This is a genomic window from Embleya sp. NBC_00888 (genome assembly GCF_045207655.1).
In the GTDB taxonomy this organism is placed as follows: Bacteria; Actinomycetota; Actinomycetes; order Streptomycetales; family Streptomycetaceae; genus Embleya.
Window position 1 is genome coordinate 176,027 of sequence record NZ_CP108785.1, and the last position, 17,763, is coordinate 193,789.

At 69.2% G+C, this 17,763-nt stretch carries 16 protein-coding genes; 11 read left to right on the forward strand and 5 right to left on the reverse strand.

Annotated elements, in window-relative coordinates; all coding sequences use genetic code 11:
- Positions 1 to 404 precede the first annotated feature (404 nt).
- The 3 genes from OG948_RS34875 to OG948_RS34885 all read left to right on the forward strand — a co-directional run bounded on the left by OG948_RS34875 (position 405) and on the right by OG948_RS34885 (position 4,399).
- Positions 405 to 815: a DEAD/DEAH box helicase family protein gene (locus OG948_RS34875; RefSeq protein ID WP_406300426.1), complete on the forward strand. Its 411-nt coding sequence runs from the start codon at positions 405 to 407 to the stop codon at positions 813 to 815.
- Between the two features lie 29 nt (positions 816 to 844).
- Positions 845 to 3,121 carry a Helicase associated domain protein gene (locus tag OG948_RS34880; RefSeq protein ID WP_406300427.1) on the forward strand — a complete coding sequence of 759 codons (2,277 nt, stop codon included), beginning with the start codon at positions 845 to 847 and terminating at the stop codon, positions 3,119 to 3,121.
- 852 nt (positions 3,122 to 3,973) lie between these two features.
- Positions 3,974 to 4,399, forward strand: coding sequence for a hypothetical protein (locus tag OG948_RS34885; protein WP_406300428.1), 426 nt, complete (start codon positions 3,974 to 3,976; stop codon positions 4,397 to 4,399).
- A 146-nt stretch (positions 4,400 to 4,545) separates the two neighbouring features.
- Here OG948_RS34885 and OG948_RS34890 read toward each other — a convergent pair whose 3' ends face one another.
- Complete coding sequence (locus tag OG948_RS34890) at positions 4,546 to 5,061, reverse strand: hypothetical protein (protein ID WP_406300429.1); 516 nt, start codon at positions 5,059 to 5,061, stop codon at positions 4,546 to 4,548.
- Between the two features lie 610 nt (positions 5,062 to 5,671).
- Here OG948_RS34890 and OG948_RS34895 point away from each other — a divergent pair.
- A complete protein-coding gene (locus tag OG948_RS34895; RefSeq protein WP_331769029.1) occupies positions 5,672 to 6,121 on the forward strand; it encodes a CS1 type fimbrial major subunit in 450 nt (149 codons plus the stop codon).
- Positions 6,122 to 6,340: 219 nt separating this feature from the next.
- On the opposite strand, the gene OG948_RS34900 is transcribed toward OG948_RS34895, so the two are convergent.
- A complete protein-coding gene (locus OG948_RS34900) occupies positions 6,341 to 7,402 on the reverse strand; it encodes a ferritin-like protein (RefSeq protein WP_331769030.1) in 1,062 nt (353 codons plus the stop codon).
- A 1,047-nt stretch (positions 7,403 to 8,449) separates the two neighbouring features.
- On the opposite strand from OG948_RS34900, the gene OG948_RS34905 reads away from it, so the two are divergent.
- Positions 8,450 to 8,989, forward strand: a complete 540-nt coding sequence (locus OG948_RS34905) for a winged helix-turn-helix domain-containing protein (protein ID WP_331773386.1) — start codon at positions 8,450 to 8,452, stop codon at positions 8,987 to 8,989.
- Positions 8,986 to 9,519 carry a transposase gene (locus OG948_RS34910; RefSeq protein WP_331773387.1) on the forward strand — a complete coding sequence of 178 codons (534 nt, stop codon included), beginning with the start codon at positions 8,986 to 8,988 and terminating at the stop codon, positions 9,517 to 9,519. Before OG948_RS34905 ends, OG948_RS34910 begins: the two co-directional genes overlap by 4 nt.
- A 149-nt stretch (positions 9,520 to 9,668) precedes the next feature.
- Here OG948_RS34910 and OG948_RS34915 read toward each other — a convergent pair whose 3' ends face one another.
- Positions 9,669 to 11,051, reverse strand: a complete 1,383-nt coding sequence (locus OG948_RS34915; protein WP_331769031.1) for a hypothetical protein — start codon at positions 11,049 to 11,051, stop codon at positions 9,669 to 9,671.
- A 150-nt stretch (positions 11,052 to 11,201) separates the two neighbouring features.
- Between OG948_RS34915 and OG948_RS34920 the strand changes: the two genes are divergently transcribed.
- The 4 genes from OG948_RS34920 to OG948_RS34935 all read left to right on the forward strand — a co-directional run bounded on the left by OG948_RS34920 (position 11,202) and on the right by OG948_RS34935 (position 14,635).
- Positions 11,202 to 11,333 (forward strand): hypothetical protein, encoded by a 132-nt coding sequence (locus OG948_RS34920; protein ID WP_331769032.1) that lies wholly within the window; start codon positions 11,202 to 11,204, stop codon positions 11,331 to 11,333.
- 242 nt (positions 11,334 to 11,575) lie between these two features.
- Positions 11,576 to 11,794, forward strand: coding sequence for a hypothetical protein (locus tag OG948_RS34925; protein ID WP_331769033.1), 219 nt, complete (start codon positions 11,576 to 11,578; stop codon positions 11,792 to 11,794).
- Positions 11,795 to 12,241: 447 nt separating this feature from the next.
- Positions 12,242 to 13,573, forward strand: a complete 1,332-nt coding sequence (locus OG948_RS34930; protein WP_331769034.1) for a cytochrome P450 — start codon at positions 12,242 to 12,244, stop codon at positions 13,571 to 13,573.
- Between the two features lie 78 nt (positions 13,574 to 13,651).
- Positions 13,652 to 14,635, forward strand: a complete 984-nt coding sequence (locus OG948_RS34935) for a pentalenene synthase (protein WP_331769035.1) — start codon at positions 13,652 to 13,654, stop codon at positions 14,633 to 14,635.
- A gap of 962 nt (positions 14,636 to 15,597) precedes the next feature.
- Here OG948_RS34935 and OG948_RS34940 read toward each other — a convergent pair.
- Positions 15,598 to 15,801 carry a hypothetical protein gene (locus tag OG948_RS34940; protein ID WP_331769036.1) on the reverse strand — a complete coding sequence of 68 codons (204 nt, stop codon included), beginning with the start codon at positions 15,799 to 15,801 and terminating at the stop codon, positions 15,598 to 15,600.
- A 21-nt stretch (positions 15,802 to 15,822) separates the two neighbouring features.
- Between OG948_RS34940 and OG948_RS34945 the strand changes: the two genes are divergently transcribed.
- Complete coding sequence (locus OG948_RS34945; RefSeq protein ID WP_331769037.1) at positions 15,823 to 16,767, forward strand: protein phosphatase 2C domain-containing protein; 945 nt, start codon at positions 15,823 to 15,825, stop codon at positions 16,765 to 16,767.
- A gap of 135 nt (positions 16,768 to 16,902) precedes the next feature.
- Here OG948_RS34945 and OG948_RS34950 read toward each other — a convergent pair whose 3' ends face one another.
- Positions 16,903 to 17,073 carry a hypothetical protein gene (locus OG948_RS34950; protein WP_406300430.1) on the reverse strand — a complete coding sequence of 57 codons (171 nt, stop codon included), beginning with the start codon at positions 17,071 to 17,073 and terminating at the stop codon, positions 16,903 to 16,905.
- Between the last annotated feature and the right edge of the window lie 690 nt (positions 17,074 to 17,763).

Below are 17,763 nucleotides of genomic sequence, written 5' to 3' on the forward strand. Positions count from 1 at the left end.
CTGCGCGAACGTAAGCCGGGAGACATCCACAGCTTGTCGTTTGCTGTGACCGGGACTTTCACCGGGTTGCGAAGAATCGGTCGCCGTGAAGCTGTCGATTGGATCAAGGGGAATGACCCAACCGGCACGCGCCGCCATCGGGGACCGGGAGCAGATTCGAGCCGGGCTTCGAGTCCCGAACACGACCACGATCGTTTCGTCGGCCTTCGACCGGGCGAGACACCGACAGGGCACTCCCGAAACCTGCGCCGGGGCCGCCGCGCGGGAGTATGGAACCCGTTGAACCGCCGGCCGACCGGAACGCTCCCAAGACCGGCGACGCGAAGAGAGAAACCGTGCAGCATTCCTTGCCACTTTTTCCACCCGAGGCCCCACCACAGTCCGGGCGCCGGCCCCTGTCACCATTGCGCCCGCACCAGCGCGAGGCCGTCGACGCGATCGTCCGTGCCCTGGAGAACCCCGACGCGGACGTGGTCCCGGACGGGCCGCACGGCGGCGCGCGGGCCACCGCGGTGATGGCCTGCGGCACCGGCAAGACGAGGATCGCCGCCGCCGTGGCCGCCGCCCTCGCCCCACGCGGCCGCGTGCTCGTCCTGGTCCCCACTCTCGACCTACTGACCCAGACCGTCACCGCCTGGCAGGGCACCGGACGTACTGCGGGAACGCAGATCGCCGTGTGCTCCCTGGGCGGCGACCGCACCCTGACCGAGGCCGGCGTGCGGTTCACCACCAGCGCCCCCCGAATCGCCCTGTGGGCGACCGGTGCGGGGCCGCTGACGGTGTTCGCCACTACCAGTCGCTGGGCGCCGTCCTGACGGCCCACGCGGGCGCCTACGGCATGGCCTTGGCCGGTTTCGACCTCGTGATCGTCGACGAGGCCCACCGCACCAGCGGATCGATCGGGAAGGAATGGGCCGCGGTCCACGACAACACCCGACTCCCCGCCGCGCGACGGCTGTACCTCACCGCCACGCCCCGCGTGTGGGAGCCGCCCGAGAACAGCGCGTACAGCGAAGCCACGTTGTCGGACGCCGACCCCGAACTGCCCCCCGCCCTGGCCCAGGACGACGTGTGGGAAGACCCCGACCCCGCGGCCGGCGAGGGCGACACCGAGGAGTGGGGCGACGAAGGCGGGGACGATCGGCCGGTACGGGTTCGGGGCGGACGGCCTGTCCAATCGGCACTGTCGGCGCGCGCGGTCGCGTCGATGGACGACGAGGCGATCTTCGGCCCCGTCGTCCACCGCCTCGAACTCGCCGCCGCAGCCCGCATGGGCCTGATCGCGCGACCCAGGGTGGTCGTCATGGAGATCACCGACCCGCAGGTCCAGGAACTCGCGGCGGCCACCGGCAGCGACCTCAACCGAGGCCTCGGCCGGCGCGGCATCGACGAGGTCGAGCAGTACCGCGCCGCACGCCTGGTCGCGCTGCAGACCGCACTCCTGCGCGCCGCGGCCGACGACGACCTGGACACCGTCATCGCCTACCACTCCCGCACGCTGGAGGCCCAGGGCTGCGCGGCGAACCTGCCCGACGTCGCCGCACGCCTGCACCAGGACGACCCGAAACGTCATCCCGAACCGGTGTGGGCGGACTGGTTGAGCGGCGAACACCCCACCGAACACCGGCGCGACGTCCTCACGCGGTTTGTCGAACGCGCCGACACCGACGGCACCATCGCCCGCCGCGCGGTCCTCAGCAACGTCCGCGTCCTGGCCGAAGGCGTCGACCTGCGCGCCTCCGCGGTCGCCTTCATGGACCCCAAATTCAGCATCGTGGAGATCGTCCAAGCCATCGGCCGCGCCCTGCGCCAACACCCGGGCGAGGGACGCACCGCCACCATCATCGTCCCCGTATTCCTCACACCCGGCGAACAACCCGACGACATGCTCGTCTCCGACAGCTACCACCCCCTCGTGCGCACCCTGCACGCCCTGGCCGCGCACGACGCCCGCGTCCTCGACATGCTCGCCACACCCGCCCCCAGCGGACCCAAGACCCGGGCACGGGCGATCGACAGCGAGGACCCCGACCGCCGAACCGACGACGCCAGCGAGCACATCGAGGACCAGGACGACGTCGAGCCCGGTGACGGCGACCGGGACGACGCCGGCGCCGAGGAGCGGTTCCTCGTCCGGTTCATGACCGACCGCGACCCCACGCTCCTGCACGACTTCATCAACCTGCGCGTGATCAACCCCGAACGGCGGGACTGGCGCCGCGGCTACCACGCCGCCAAGCGGTGGCATGCGAGCCATGGGGACCTGCGGGTGCCGCTGGAGAGCATCGACTACGACACCGAGACCGGAGCGTCCTACCCGATCGGGCAATGGGTCGGGGACCAGCGACGGGCCCGGGCGGCCGGATCGATCACCCCGCACCGCATCGAGCTGCTCGAGCGGCTGGGCATGGTGTGGAACACCGACGACACCGCCTTCGAAACCGGACTCGCCATAAGCCGCGCCTACTACGCCGTCCACGGACACCTCGCCGCCCCCAAACCCGCCGCCATCAACGGCTACCCCATCGGGCAGTTCCTCGCCAACTGCCGACGTCCGTTGGAGACTCGCCGGAACCCCGACCGGTGGCGCGAACGCTGGGCGCAGCCGGCGGCGATCGACCCCGATTGGAACCCCGCCGGACGCGAGGACCCGGCGCAGCGGTGGTCGCTGGACTGGCAACGCATGCTCGCCGCGGTACGCCTGCACACCGAGGCCGGCGGCAGCGTTGATGACCTGGCCCCTGGGTACACCGTCGGCGGCGAGGACGTCGGGGCCTGGCTCCGGCGGCAACGACGCGACGCGGCGGACCTGACGCCGGCGCAGCGGGAGGCGCTGGCCGAGGTTGGTGTCGACGTCACCGAGCAGGACGCGCAGCCGGCTGCGGTGGCGTCGGCGGCGAGGGCGGACCGGTGGACCCTCACCCTCGCCGCGGCCGCCGCGTTCCGGGAGCGGGAGGGGCATCTGACGGTGCCGCGCAAACACGTCGAAGCCGTCGAACACGACAGCGAGACGCACCGGGTCAAGTTGGGGGTCGCCCTGGCGAACGCGCGACAACGACGGGCCACATACCCGCCCGAGCGCCTCGACGCCCTCTCCGCACTCGACATGAGGTGGACGTGAGTTTCGGGCGTCGAGGCCGGATGGGGTCGTACGTCACGTTCGATCGGGCGCGTGGTGTTCGCGTTCGAGGGAGATTCGCGCGCTCCGGTCCGGTGTACGTGTGATCTCTGGTGAGTGGTCGGATGGGACACGGCCCGCGACACCGCGAAACGTGCCCGAAGGTCTTCGCCGATCTCGTCGTCGGCGACCAGGGCGAGCGGGCGGTCCGCGCCGAAGCAGTCGACGATCGCGTTGAGCGCGGTGCCGTAGCCGCAGACGGTGTTCGGGTTGTCGAGGGCGTCGACGAACACGTCGGCGGCCGTGGCCACCGACCGCGTCCTACCGGTCGGCAGGTGCGCGATGCTCCCCATTCTTCGAGCCTGGCACGGATATCGGGGTCTGTTCGCGCATCGGGCGGAGCCCGTTCCCGCAGGTTGATGCGTCCGTTGGCACTGATATCGGGGCGTTACCCGGGGAAGACTCAAGTCGGTCTCTCGGCTGACGGCCCGGCAGCCCCCACTTCCTTGTCGATCTCCGGGAAACGCTGCGGCCGGGCCGACTCGTCCGCCGCGAACACACTGTGTCGCCCGTGCTTTCCGGATTCCCGGGTCATGGAACGGATCAAGGCTTTGACCTGCGGAAACCAGCCATCCGGTCGGCTTTCTTGGATGCGTTGCGGGTGGTCGTCCCAGGTTGTCGCGGGGCGCGGTGTCGCGCCCGATTCGTTCGTTCCCAGGGAGCGTTCATGGTTCAACTCGCGTCCACCCCCAGGAGCGTCTCGACCGTCTGCGGGGACGTCTGGGCGAGTGTCCCGGTACCTCGCGCGCGGCGAGGCGGCTGCGACTGAACCGGCCGGCCAACGTCCTGGCCGGTGTGACCCTGCACGCCGCCGCCCGGCACGAGCAGGGCCTGGCCCTGTCCGGCCTGGAGGAGGAGCTGCTGGCGGTGCTGCGCGCCTTCGTCTCCGACGAGGAGGTCGTGTCGTCCGGTTCGAACAGGCGGAGGCTGTACCGCACGTCGGCGGACGGGCCGAGCGTGGCGTCGTCCGCGTCGGTCCCGGGAGCGTGGTGGACGAGCGGGCCGGCGGTGATCGGCGACTCCGGCCGCGCGGCCGACCGTGTGCCGGCGCCGTCACCTTCGCCGAACCCCGGTGAGTGGGGGTCGGGGTCTGCCGTTGAACGGCACGAGGGCACCGAGGGCCGGGCCGAGCGCGCCGAGCCGGTCGTATGCGAAACGATCCCGAGGTCGACCGGACGGCCTCGGTCCGCACGGGCTCCGCCTGCGGGCCGGGCGTGGTGATCGTGCGGATCGGCCGAGGGAGGTTCGCGGTGCCCGTGACGAGGAGCGGGCGGTGGCCCTCACACGGCCCACCACCCGCCGCCCGTTCGTCGGGACCGTCGACCACACGAGGGGAACCCGCCCACCGCCGGACGTCCGTGGCGGGACTATGTGACGGTGAAGGTTCCGTCCATCCGCGCCTCGGCGACACCGTCCGCGTCGCACCCGCCCTCGGCGCCGGCGAGGTCGATGCTCCCCTCGCCGTCCACCGACTGGGCCTCGTAGCGTCCGTTGGCGATGGAGCCCTCGATCGTGAATTCCTGCGGGCTCGCCCCGGTGAGATGCACGTTCGCCGTGCTGGTGTCGGTGGAGCCGTCCGTCAGGTACCAGGTGTACGTGGCCTTCCCGGACGTCCCCGCGGGGAGCGCCGTGCAGCTCAGGCTGCCGGTGAACGACACCTCGAACGTGACGCTCGCCACCTCGCTCGCATCGTCGACGCATTGCCGCTTCCCGACGGTGAGCTTCATGGTGCTCTGGGCGGCGGTATTGGACACCGCCGGGCTGAACGCGGCGATCCCGCCCATGTCGCACTGGACGGAGTCGTCCTGTGGCGACACCGCCTGGCCGGCGGCCGGCGTGGCCAGGACCACGCCGGACAGGGAGAGCAGCACGGCGGTCGCCATGGCAAGGCGCCTGTGATATCCGGACATTCCGAGACTCCTGAGGGAAGACGAAGAGCAGACCCGGACTTCGTTCCCTACCCACGAACACAAAGACGCCGAACAGTCGAAAGCACCCGAACGGGCGAGAACGCGGCTCGGTGCCGGCAGGAACCGTGTCGCCGGCCGCAAACGGCCGCGATCAGCCCTCGGGCTCGGCGGGACCGGCAGCGCGGTGACCACACCGGCGCCGTGACGAAGATGTTCGACGCCGTGCCTGCGGTGTGGCTTGACGCGTCCGCAGACGACGCCTCGAACTCGCTGACATTTCCCCGTGGCGAAACCGACTGACAGGTTCGCAGCGGTCAACACGAATGTTGACCGCCGATGCAGCGTCAGCGTGTTTTGACAGTCGTTGTCAGCGGTTTCGCCACGAGCTTTGTCAGTACGGATGCCCGGGTTGTGTGGAGCGATCGGTGGGCCGGTCGCCGGCCCTGGAAGTGGCCCCGGCTCCACCAACGCGGGGCGAAGCCACGACGATGCGAGGCTGCGGAACGCTCGTCGATACGAGCTTCGGCCGGCATCGGCGGGAAACGATCTTCCCGACGGCCGGCTCATGGGAAAGGATCCCTTCATGACGGATCCCGTGAACGACGGCGCAGTGACGCCGACCACCTTGTCGATCCCCGTGAAGGACCTCACGGACGCCGGCCTGGAAGCCCAGTGGCGGTCCTGGATCGGTTCCGGGCCCAACGAGCCGGTGACCGCCCAACAGATCACCCTGGCCGTCGGACAGGAGGAACTCGCCCGCACCGGCGACTCCCTGGGACTCGAGTCCGGCCAGGTCGCCGCGGTCCTCGCCGACGCCCTCCCCCGACTGATCTCCGGCTCCGACACGATCGACCTCCGCGTCGAGCTCAACGACACGGTCCTGACCGCCACTCCCCAAGTGGTGGTCGGAGAAGCCGAATCGGACGTCAACTTCAGGGCGCCACTGAAGATCAGCGCGACGGGATCGAACTACGCACCGGGCGACTACACCGGCGTCGTGGCGATCACGTTCGACGCCGTACCCCCGGCATAGGTCGAGGTCCGTCCGCCCGGGGCGTGGCGTCCCCGGGCGCGGTGCCGTCGATCCCCCGAAACCGCTGACATCCCCTCCTGGCGAATCCACTGCCAAGTTCGCGGCGGACAACATTGTGGCCGGCAGTGAAAATGGGCTCTGTGCCGCATCAGGCAAACCCTGAACCGGCGCGGCACCTGAACCCGGAAGCAAACACCATTCCCAGAGCAAAACGCTCTTTCATTCGACGTAGAGGAACTCCGGGCCGTAGGTCTTCCCGCCGCCGTCCGGAAGCTGTTGCACCATCAGGGAGCGCGCGAGGGGCCCCATCTTGAACATGTGGCCGACCGCGGCACCCACCTCACTCTTGCCCGCGTTCGGATCGTCTGCCCGCCACGCGCGCTCCAGCGCCCGCAGCATCGAGCTGAACTCGGTGTTGAACGCGTCGAGAGTCTCCCGGATCTCGGGAGTGGGAGCGTTCGTCGGGTCGTTGGCCCAGCCGCCCTCGGGGACCCTGCCCATGGGGTGGGCCGGAGGCAGGGGAACAGCGTCGCCCGTGAAGTCCCAGACGTCCGGGGACTCCGAGACCTTGATCAGCTTCCGGCCGTGGAAGAGTTCGCGGAACACGTAGAAGTGCGCCGGCTCTCCCGGCTTCCCGGGGAAGGGATTCTCGGGCGAGGCGGAGGTGCCCTCGCCCTGCTCCTTGATGACCTCGATGGCGGCCCTGACCTTCTCGATGCTGTCGAGCGGGACGATGTTGTTGCCCTGCCCGTGGTGGGCGAGCGAGTAGTCGATCTGTCGGGCGCCGGTGATCAGGTGGCTGTGCGCCTCGAACGCTTCCTCGATCGCGGTGTAGAAGGCCCCGATCGTGGTGAAGGTCTCGAATTGCGCGACGGGGTCGTCCGGACGCTCGATCTCGGAGAACATCTCGACGGAAGCCTTGTTCAAGCCCTCCAGGAAGACGATCAACTCGGGGCGTACACCACCGGGCAGCGGGTGCTCGTACTTCGGCACCACGCTCGCGTCGGCGATGACCGGATTCCCGCCGATGGTGGTGAGCATGTTGCACACCAACCCCATGTGAGTCATCTCGTCGAACATGACCGCCCGGATGGCGTCGTAGACCGGCCCCTGCCTCTGCTCGATCGACCAGAGGCCGCTCGCGTAGGGGCCGATGGTCGCGACCTCGACCATGATCGCCTGCTGGAGCGCGTTCCTCAGCCACTCCGCGTCGCGCTCCGTGGGGCGAACCCCCATCAGTTCGACGATGGCGTTGCTCTGGTACTCGAGAGTTTGGGTCACACCGCTACCTTTCCGATCCGTGCATGTATACGTGACGGCCGTGGTCCACCGTCGACGGATACCAACGTAGGTGCCTCGGACCCGCCAGCCGCCGCCACACGAGACGGCCATTCGGGTGCTTCGCGGCTCGATCCGCGCCCACTGCGCGCCGGCCAACGACAGGTTCAATGATCGGTTGATCCAAGCGAAACGACCGCCCGCGACAACATCCGAGTGCGCGCGGACAACGCGTGAAGGCCGGCAAGACCTCCCGCGACCCGACTTCGCCGTCAAGAAGGCCCGGATCGAACACCTCTACACCGACGCCGGCGCCGAGGGCGACGGTGAGGGACGCGACTTCGGATGTCTCGTGGTGCGCCGTCCGGTGCAACCGCGGGTGCGCGCCGGGTGCGGGGCGGGTATCGGCGCGGTCCCGGATCGTCGAGCCGGTCTTCTCGGGTTCGTTCACACTCGCATCCCCGGCCGCGGCGCGCCCGCCGCCCGCCCGCCGCGCCGCGTGGCGCCGGGCCTGCGCCGCCGGGAGGAACGGGTGAGGAGACGAGCCGTTGTTCGTCGATGCCTCGGCAGGGCCTCGGGCAGGGCGAGAAGGAAGGACGTCTCCCCGCACCGAAGGATGCCACGCAGGCACGTGGTTCGTTCGGCACACACACGCTCGTCCCAGGGGCCGATCCCGTGTCGGGGCGGCGGGCGCCCTGGCACCGGCGTGCCGGACGAGGCCCAACCCCCGTGCGGGCCACGTCCGGTACGCCGATCGGCCCGCCGAACCAGGAGTGCACTGGCCGGCGGGCCGATCAAGGCCGTCGGACCCGGGTGGGGAGGCAAGGTCTCCGACGGCCAAGCGTGACCGTACCGGTCGTCGCCGACAGGTCCGTGCGCAGCAGTGGAACGGCCCGTGGAGCATCGCGACTCGCCGACCGGGAAGAACGTCGACGGTCAACCGGCCGATTCGACGAGCTCACCGGCCAACTCGGGTGTGCCAAGGCGAGCTACCAAGGTTTTCGTCGTGATGTCGTGGACGGTTGAAGATCCCTGCGCTATGCCGTGGATATGCGGTATGCGCAGGGTGGTGGGTTGACTCCCAAGGAACGCGCGGCTCGGGAGCGGTTGCGGTTGGACGCCGCCGAGCGGTTCGAGCGTGGGGAGTCGAACGTGGTGATCGCGTCGGAGTTACGGGTGGCGCGTCGGTCGGTGGAACGGTGGCGTCGTGCCTGGCGCGAGGCGGGTGTCGAGGGCCTGCGATCGAGCGGTCCCGCGTCTGTGCCCAGGTTGGATCCGTCGCAAATGGACCCATTGGAAGGGGAGTTGGACAGAGGTCCGAGAGCCCACGGTTGGCAGGATCAACGTTGGACCCTGATGCGGGTGAAGGCGGTGATCCGGCGCCGTTTCAGGGTGACGTACTCGATCCATGAGGTCTGGGGGTTGCTGCGTCGGGCCGGCTGGTCGTGTCAACAGCCGGTCCGGCGGGCGGTGGAGCGGGACGAGGACGCGGTGCGGGGTTGGGTGCGGGAGACGTGGCCGTCGGTGGAAGCACCGCGGCGGCGCTCGACGCCTGGATCGTCTTCGAGGACGAGGCCGGGATGTCGATGACGCCGCCGCGAGCGCGTACGTGGGGGCGACGCGGGTTCACCCCGGTGGTGCGGGTGTGCGGGGGCTCCCGCGGTCGGGTCTCGATCGCCGCACCGACCTGCTACAAGCCGGGTGAACGCTCCCGTCTGATCTACCGACACCGCGTGCACACGCGCCGCAAGGGGGAACGCAGGAGCTTCGCGTGGACCGACTACCGCGACCTCGCCGTGCGCGCGCACCTGCAACTCGGCGGCCCCGTCGTCCTGGTCCGGGACAATCTCAACACCCACCGCGCGGCCGATCTGCGCAAGTACGCCGCCGACCACGACTGGCTGACGATCAGACAGTTGCCGAGTTACGCGCCCGACCTGAACCCGGTCGAGGGCATCTGGTCCCTGGTCCGTCGCGGCTTCACCGGCAACGTCGCGTTCACCGACGTCGACCACCTGGTCCGCACGATCAGACACGGCCTCCGCCACATCCAACGACGCCCACACCTCATCGACGCCTGCCTCGCCGAAACCGGCCTCACCATCCGACCCAGGGAATGAAAACCAACCCACCGACATCACGATGAAAACCTCAGTAAGCGTCGCGCCCGAGATCGAGCTTGCGTGTGTCCGCCTCGGCGCGGCGGCCCGCCCTGACGGCCGCGTCGCCCTCTGCTCTGGAAAAGTCGCGGTCCCGAGTCGGCGGCGCGTCAGCCGCGACCGAGGAAGCGTCGGCGTCGTGGCGGCGGTTCGACGGCCGCCGGGCCCGTGGCCGGCGACCGTCGTCCTACCGTGTCCTCGAACACCTTGTTCCACCGTTCCTGTGCCGTGCTGTCGGGAAGCCCGACGGATGCGGATTCCAGCACGGCGAACAAGGGGGAATGGGTGTCGTCGGCGTTGCGGAGACGGCTGCGCGCCTCGATCAGTAGCTCGCGCAGTCGCACCTCCGAGGACTGCACGTTGCATGCGATGAACATCAACCGGGTGTTTTGGACAAGGCGCTTGCCGATGAGCAGTTCGGCCAGGTCGATGACGTCGGCGGGGGTGCGCATGGCAACACCGCGCAGCAGCGGGGCGGCCCATTCCTTGCTGATGCGGCGCAGCGCCCCGTCCGCTCGGGAGTGGTCGAGGGTCGGGGAGCTGGTGGCGCGGTTGTGCGCGACCGCGATGAGGCGGGCGATGTCGGGGATGGGTTGGAGTCGTCCTGCGTGCTGGAGCAGTTCGGGTACGTCCTGGTGGCGTTCGACGGTGGTGCCGGCTTCGAGGGTCAGGGCCAGGAGGGGTAGTTCCATGATGTCGCGTTCGGTCGCGGCGGCGTGCAGGAGGGCGGGGGCGTCTTCGTGGTGGCCGTCGTGGCGCAGTTTCTCGATGCGGCGCAGCAGCGGGTCCCGTGCGTCGTCGGTGGGGTGTTCGGGGGTGGTGTCGGTGTCGAGTGCGGCGAGGGCGGCGGTGGTGTCGGCGGCGGCCTGTGCCCATCGTTGTTGGTCGGCTTCCTGCAGTCTGGCGAGGGCGCGGGCCTGGGTGAGGTCGCGTTCGAGTTCGCGGATGCGTTGCTCGGCTTGGGCGAGGCGTGAGGCCCAGGCGGTGTCGGCTTGTGCCTGGTGGAGTTCGGCTTCCTCGCGGGTGCGGTGGGCCTGTGCGAGTTCCTCGGACAGGTCGGCGATGCGGCGGGTGGTGGCCGCCTGTTCGACCCGGTATCGCTCCTGGAGGGCGTCGAGTTCGAACTGGCGGATGAGCAGACGGTCGTGGCGGGCGTCGTAGGTGGCGTACACCAGCGTCAGTCCGCGCTCGGCCTCCTCGGCCGTGAGCGGCGTCGCGGTCTCCTCGGCGACCCACCGCTGGAAGGCGCGCATGCCGGCGCGCTCGGGACGTGAATGGCCGGCGAGGTGGCGCGAGAGTGTGCTCGCGCTGATGCCCAGTCCCGACGCGACGTCCCCGTCGGTGGCGGCCCTGCTGCGGGGCGAGGTCAGGACGCGGTCGACCATGACGCGGAAGTATCCGGCCAGTTCGGGGTAGACGGCGTCGGCGGGAATCGGTCCCCGATTCCGACCCGCGCGCCGCACGGGATCCACCCGTTCCTCGAGCTCGCTCACGACAGCCCCTCCCGGTTGCGTGCCTGCATTTTGCCGTGTGCAGCGCAACAAAGTCCTTGCGTTCAGCGCAAGATCGCCCCGTCCGGTGGTCTGGACACCCGGGCACGACACGCGGTCGGCCCGCCCACCACCACCTCGATCGGGGATCCCGTGGACGCCATGAACCTGCTCGCCCAACTCCTCACCGGACTGCTCACCGACCTGCCCTCGGCACTGCTGGCCACCCTCACGCTGCCCGCGCTGCGCCGACTGCGCCGCCGTCGACGCGACGACGACGAGTGACACGACCGAGCCCGAACGCTCGACGAAGGAGCCCCCGATGCCGGGGGCTCCTTCGCTCTTTTCGGCCCGGCACACCACCCCACCGGCAATGTCCGTACCGGAAGGGCCGCAACGACGGGCGAATCCCTGTGACACCGGTGGGTGGCTGCCGGACCGTTGGGTGCAACGGTGTGGGGCGGCGGGGTTTGTTGTCCGGGTTCGTGGTGCGTCATCTGGAGTCGGGACCGGGGCGAGGGGCCGTGATGGGCAGGTTCGGGCGGTACAGGGGCGACTTCTACTTCGAGGAGGTCGTCGGCGAGAGCGTGATCCGGCCCGCGTACACCGACGACGACGGCGTGCTGTTCCTCGACGTCGATGAGGACGTCGAGGTCGTCATCGACGGCGTGGTCCCGGACGGCGAGATCCACGAAGGGACGGCTACGACGGCGCCGGCCTTCCCACCTGCGACGAGCCGGACCTGAGACCCGGACCAACATCACTGGTCATACCGATCTGCGTTCAACCGACCCGGCGATACGTCAAAAACGTCACCATCAGATCGGCACCCACGTCAGCAGACCGCCCAACCCCACACCCCACACCACGAGCCGGAACACCGACCCCACCCAACTGGCAGAACCCTGCCGAACCTTCACCAACACACCACCACAGATCATCAGTTGCCATTTCCCGAACGTAACTTGACACTGGTCGTCTCGTATCGCAGCCTGGGCGGACTCCTCGTGTCCCGGGGCTCTCCCACATCCGGTCGTATCCGGGCGCGACAGCCGCCTCTCGGAGCCTTGTTTCAAGGGCGAAGAGAGTCGGCTGCTCCCCGTATGTGACGACGAAGTAGGTCTGGTGGTACACGCGTGGTGAAACCCGCCTCGTCAAAGAACACGGCTGCCGTACGAGCTCCGGACCCACCGGTGGCTCCCGGGCGGTTGCCGCTCCTGGGGCACCTGCCCGCCCTCGTCCGGAACCCCATCGGCTTCCTGCACTCCCTCACGTCCGGGCCCGAGGTCACGACGATCTACATCGGCACGCGGCCGATGTACGTCGCCAACACGCTCGATCTCGTATACGAGATGTTGGTGACCCGTGTCGAGGACTACAGGCGCGGCATTATCTTCGAGAAGGCGGAGAAGGTCCTCGGCAAAGGACTGACCGTACTCGAGGGCGATGTACACAAGAAGCAGCGCAAGATGATTCAACCCGCGCTGACCCAGCGGCAGATCGCCGGCTATACCCAGGCCATGGTCGAGGTCGCCGAAGCCCGGGCGAGTGCCTGGCAGCCAGGCGTCCCGCTCGACGCCAACGAGGAATTGCACGACCTGGGGATGGAGCTCTTCAGCCGCGCGCTGTTTCGAGCCGAGTTCGCCGTCGCGGCCACCGAACGTGTCAAGAAGGCCACGCCCGCGTTCATGGCCGGCATCATCGCCCACTCGCTGTACCCGGCGCAGTGGATGGAGAAGCTACCGATCGGCATCAACCGCCGGTTCAACGTGGCCCGACCGCAGATGGAGTCCGCGGTCAACGACGTCATCGCGCGCTATCGCGGCGCGGATGTCACCGGTGCTGAGGACAAGAGCATCCTGGCGATGTTGATGGCTGCGGTGGAAAGCGACACCGGACAGCGGATGGACGACGGTCAACTGCGGGACGAGGTCGTCAATCTGGTGGTCGCGGGTGCAGAGGCCCCGGGAACCACGCTCGCCTGGTTCTTTCACGAGGTCGCTCAACACCCCGAGATCGAGAAGCGGATGGTCGCCGAGATCGACGAGGTGCTCGGGACCGACTCGCTGACGGTCGAGAATCTCATGCGCCTCGAGTACACCACGATGATGGTCAAAGAGACGCTGCGTCTGCACACTCCGACCTGGCTGCTGACCCGGAGAGCCGGCAGGGACCTGGAACTGGGCGGCTACCGCATCCCCCGGGACGGTGAGATCGCGTTCAGCCTCACCACGCTCCATCGCCACTGCGAACACTACGACGATCCCACGGCCTTCGACCCGGATCGATGGCGCGACACGAGCACCGTCCTGCCGAAGAGCGCATACATGCCATTCGGGGTCGGCAAACACCGATGCCTCGGCGAGCACTTCGCCGTGCTGACCATGTTGGTGGCGATCGCCGCCATCGCCCGCCGCTGGCGCTTGGTCCCCAAGCCCGGGAGCCGGGTCAAGGAAGTCCCCGTCGCCCTGATGCAGGCGCAGGGTTTGGCGATGATCCCCATCCCCCGACCGGCGAGCACCTGACCGTCGCAATGCTCTCGGCGTCCGGCCCTGCACGGCCGCGAGCGCACCACAACGGCTGTGCACGGAAAGGTATCCACCTTGCCCCAAGGGATTCGCACCCACATACCCTTCCCCTCCAGGATCAGCCCGGACGTGAGCCGGGCGAGCGAACGGCACCTGGCTTGGCCTCGCTCCTTCGGTCTGCTGCCCACCCTCGAGGCGGAACGACGCCACATCCAAGGTCGCTATCCCGACCTCGCCGGCCGCTTCCACCCGACCGCTCGCGGCGCCGAACTCGACTTGGCAATCGACCAGATGAGTTGGTTCTTCATCTTCGACGACCAGTTCGACGGCAAACGTGGCCGGCACCCGGGGCACGCGCGCGAGCTGATCGACGCGGTGCTGGCCGTCCTTGGCGGTACTCGCGACCTCGTCCGCACGTCCACGACCGAGCTGGTCTCCTCGTTCGCCGACCTGTGGGCACGTAGCCGCGTGGGCATGTCCGATTCCTGGTCCGTACGAGCCGCAGACAGTTGGCGCCGCTATCTCGAAGGCCATGTGGTTGAAGCCCGTGACCGCACCGGCGTGCCTCCGGGGATGGACGAACAACTGGCAGTACGCCGTGAGACCAGCGGCGTCTATCCCATCCTCGATCTCGCCGAGCGCATAGGCGGATATGAGGTTCCGGAACCGGCCGTCGACAGCCCGTTCCTGCGCGCCCTCCGGGATCTGGCCGCAGAAGTCGTGGTCTTCGACAACGAGATCATCTCCCTGGAGAAGGAAGAGGCTCTCGGCGACAACAACCTCGTCCTCACCTACGAACGCGCCCACGGTTGCAGCCGCTCCGAGTCGATCTCGGCCGTGACCGCCCTGCTCGCGCAACGTACCGAACACCTCCTGGCTTTGGAGGCCGAACTACCCGACTTCTGCGCCGGGCTGGCGTTGGATCGAGCGGGGACCAAAGCGGTCCACCGTTATCAGTACGACGCCATCCGCACAGTCATGAGAGGCGCTCACGATTGGCAACAAGGCTCGGACCGCTACTCCTCGGCGTACCTGCCCCTGAGCGCGACCCTACTCTGAGGTCATGTCTCCGGACGTGCAGTAACGTCTCTGCTTGAATCCTTCGGGGTCCGTCCGCTCGTTCCCGTGGCGGGGCGTTGGCCCCGGTCCGCCCGCGTCCCGCACCCACGCCACCTGCGAAGTCCGCGAACATCGCGGACCAAGGACCGAGAGCGCTGCCGGCCCGGGTCGCCCGTCCGCCCGTCCGACGAGCCCTGTCCCGGCGATGGGTGTACCGTCCGTCGCCGGGTGTACGCACAGGGGGTGATGAGGGTGTCCGCACGCCGGAGGCTGCGTCTTCTCCGAGTGGAAGACCTTCCACTGCGCAGTCGAACCCTCTGCTGGGATCCGCTCGCGCGTACTTCGTATATGGGACGACTTCAGAGATGCCCTCGTCCAGGCCCCGCCGGTCGGGAGAGCGATCCTCGAGCCTTCGCCGGTACCGATTGGCTGTCGCCCGGTTGGCGGGGACGTCCGCGTGATCACGTGTCACCGGTCGTGCGGTCTCCATGATCGCGAAACAGCCGAAGGGAAGGTCGAGACCAAGCTCCACAGACCGGATGATTCCACCATGGCAGGCCGTATGCCGTCCGTTGCGATGGGCGGGGCTTCGGCGCCTTCCAACACGGCACCAGGTCAAGTCGAAGTCGGTCCACGCGGACGTCGGACGAACGGCTTCGGGCAGGTCGCAGATGAGCGACCGGGCTTCTGGAAGAACCCGTCCCACGAAGGCTCTTGAGCATGCCGACCGGCCATCGGTGGCTGGTCGAGGAAGACACATGCATGACGCGCCGCGTCGGTCGCCGAGATTTCCGCCACCCGGCGCGCTCACAGCACACGGTCATCCGCACACTCGCGCCGCACGCCGCGGGCGTTCGTACAGCTCGCGCACGTAGCCGTAGCCGCGCCAGCGACGAAAGAAGTCGCAGACCGCTCGCCACCAGGGATAATCTGCCAGAACCGCCTGCCACTTGACGCCGTTGTCAGGCCAGCCGTACCCGAGCGGCTGTGACCGTGCGACGGACGTAATCCGCGTGCGCGAGAGGCACGTCCAAGGCCGGGACCGACATCGGTCGGGCGATCTCCGAGTTCTTCCACGCGCTCACCGCGAGCCTGGTCGCCTCGGGGCACGCGCTGAACTCGGCCAGCCCGCAGCTCGTGGTCAACCGGCCGGACCAGTTCACCATGGCGATCGACGAGGTCGGGTAATGGACTCCCCGACCGGAGACGGTCGTGCGGCGGCGTCCGGCCCGCCGGTATCCCCCGAACCTGTCCCCTGGCAGCGGATCACGGTGGGTGTGCCGGGACCGGAGTTCGAGGCGCGGGCGCCGGGCCAGTACGCCTTCGATTTCCCGGACTCCGAATGCGACGGATGGTCCACGCCCGAACTCGCCCTGCGTTTCGCGTCGGTGCGCGGTGCCAAACACCGCTACTACCGACAGCCGCGCCAGGACGCCGCGCGCGCGGCGATGCACGAGTCCACCGGCGGCGTCGTCTTCGCCGTCGCCGACGGCGTCTCCAGCGCGTCGAACGCCGAACTCGGCGCCGTCGAGGCGTGCCGGGCCGCCGTGGAGCGCATGCTCGAGCTGCTGTCCGGGGATCCGCGGCCACTGGACTTTCCCGACGTCGCCCGGCACGCCGCCGAGCGGCTGCGCGACCTCGCGCGGTGGAGCCCGGAGGGGGCCGAACCCGAGCCGCACGAGATCGCGGCCCGGTACGCGACGACGCTCGTAGCCGGCGTGGTCTACCCCGACCCCGCGGGACCCGTGGTGGAACTGTGCCGGATCGGGGACTCGGGGGCCTGGATCCTGGATCGATCGAACGGGGAGTACCGGGCGCTGTTCGACCCGAAGACCGGCGCGGGTGCCTCGGTGGTCCCGAGTACGGTGACGCCGTTGCCCCACGTGCCCGATCCGTTGGAACCGGCCGGCGCCCGGCTGACTCCCCATCAGGTGCTGTTGGTGGGCACCGACGGCTTCGCGGATCCGTTCGGTGACGGTGACGGCCTGGTCGGCTCGCTGTTCGCTCGCGGCCTGGCCGAACCGCCGCCCCCGCTGTGGCTCGCCCACCTGCTGGACTTCTCCCGGGAGACGTTCGACGACGACCGGTCCCTGTTGGTGGTGTGGCCCCACGCCGACGGACGGGCGCGGTGACATGGGGCGGACACCCGCGGTCGACCGGGGCATGCTCACCCTGGGGCGTCGACTCGGCCGGGGCGGCCAGGGCAGCGTCCACGAGGTGGCCCACCGGAAGATCAACAAGGCCGACGGCGGCGGCTGGGACGTGGTCTACAAGGAGTACGGCGCGGACACGCTGCCCCATCTCGACGCCGCCGCGCTGGCGTCGAGGGTGGACCTGCTCGCCAGGCTGACCGCCGCCGACAGCCGGTGGCTGTGCGAGACGACCGCCTGGCCTGCGGCCGTGGTCGAAAGCCGGGGCCACGCCTGCGGGTTCCTCATGCGCGCCGTACCCGAGCGTTTCGGTTTCGACTTCCGGGGCCTGACGGCGACGACGGGAACCCGGCGGCTCGCGAATCTGGAATACCTGCTCAACGACGACGCCTACGTCGCCGGGATCGGCCTGGCCGTCAGCGATCGTGACCGGTTCGAGCTGTTGATTGACCTGGCCGGCACGCTCGCCCGACTCCACCGCATCGGCATCACCGTCGGGGACCTCTCCCCGAAGAACCTGCTGTTCACCACCGAGCCACGCCCCGAATGCTTCCTCATCGACTGCGACGCCATGCTCGTGGGCGGCACCACCGTGCTGCCCCACGTCGAGACACCCGACTGGCAACTCCCCGCCGGCGAGAGGAAAGCGACCTGGGCCGGCGACGCCTACAAGTTCACACTGCTCGCCCTCCGCCTCCTCGGCCGAGACCAGAGCGCCACCGACCCCGCCGTCCTGGCCGCGAGGTGCCCGGCGCTGGTCGACGTGACCCGTCTCGGCCTGGATCCGAACCCGGCCCGACGACCGACGCCGGCTCTGTGGGCCGAACACCTGGCGGTGGCCTGCACCACGGCATCGACCACGGCGCCGCCACCCACCCCGTCCCAAATCCGACAGCCCTCGGTACCGCCGACCGCCCACCTCGGCATGGGACATCCACCACCGAACGCACCCACGACAGGCGGACCCGGCCCGCTCGG

What these genes read in the sequence shown, in the direction of transcription:
- OG948_RS34945 (WP_331769037.1), top strand. Translation starts at nt 15,823, where the DNA reads ATGGACTCCCCGACCGGAGACGGTCGTGCGGCGGCGTCCGGCCCGCCG.
- OG948_RS34890 (WP_406300429.1), bottom strand. Translation starts at nt 5,061, where the DNA reads ATGGCGACCGCCGTGCTGCTCTCCCTGTCCGGCGTGGTCCTGGCCACG.
- OG948_RS34950 (WP_406300430.1), bottom strand. Translation starts at nt 17,073, where the DNA reads ATGAGGAACCCGCAGGCGTGGCCCCGGCTTTCGACCACGGCCGCAGGC.
- OG948_RS34905 (WP_331773386.1), top strand. Translation starts at nt 8,450, where the DNA reads ATGCGGTATGCGCAGGGTGGTGGGTTGACTCCCAAGGAACGCGCGGCT.
- OG948_RS34940 (WP_331769036.1), bottom strand. Translation starts at nt 15,801, where the DNA reads ATGGTGAACTGGTCCGGCCGGTTGACCACGAGCTGCGGGCTGGCCGAG.
- OG948_RS34895 (WP_331769029.1), top strand. Translation starts at nt 5,672, where the DNA reads ATGACGGATCCCGTGAACGACGGCGCAGTGACGCCGACCACCTTGTCG.
- OG948_RS34925 (WP_331769033.1), top strand. Translation starts at nt 11,576, where the DNA reads ATGGGCAGGTTCGGGCGGTACAGGGGCGACTTCTACTTCGAGGAGGTC.
- OG948_RS34910 (WP_331773387.1), top strand. Translation starts at nt 8,986, where the DNA reads ATGACGCCGCCGCGAGCGCGTACGTGGGGGCGACGCGGGTTCACCCCG.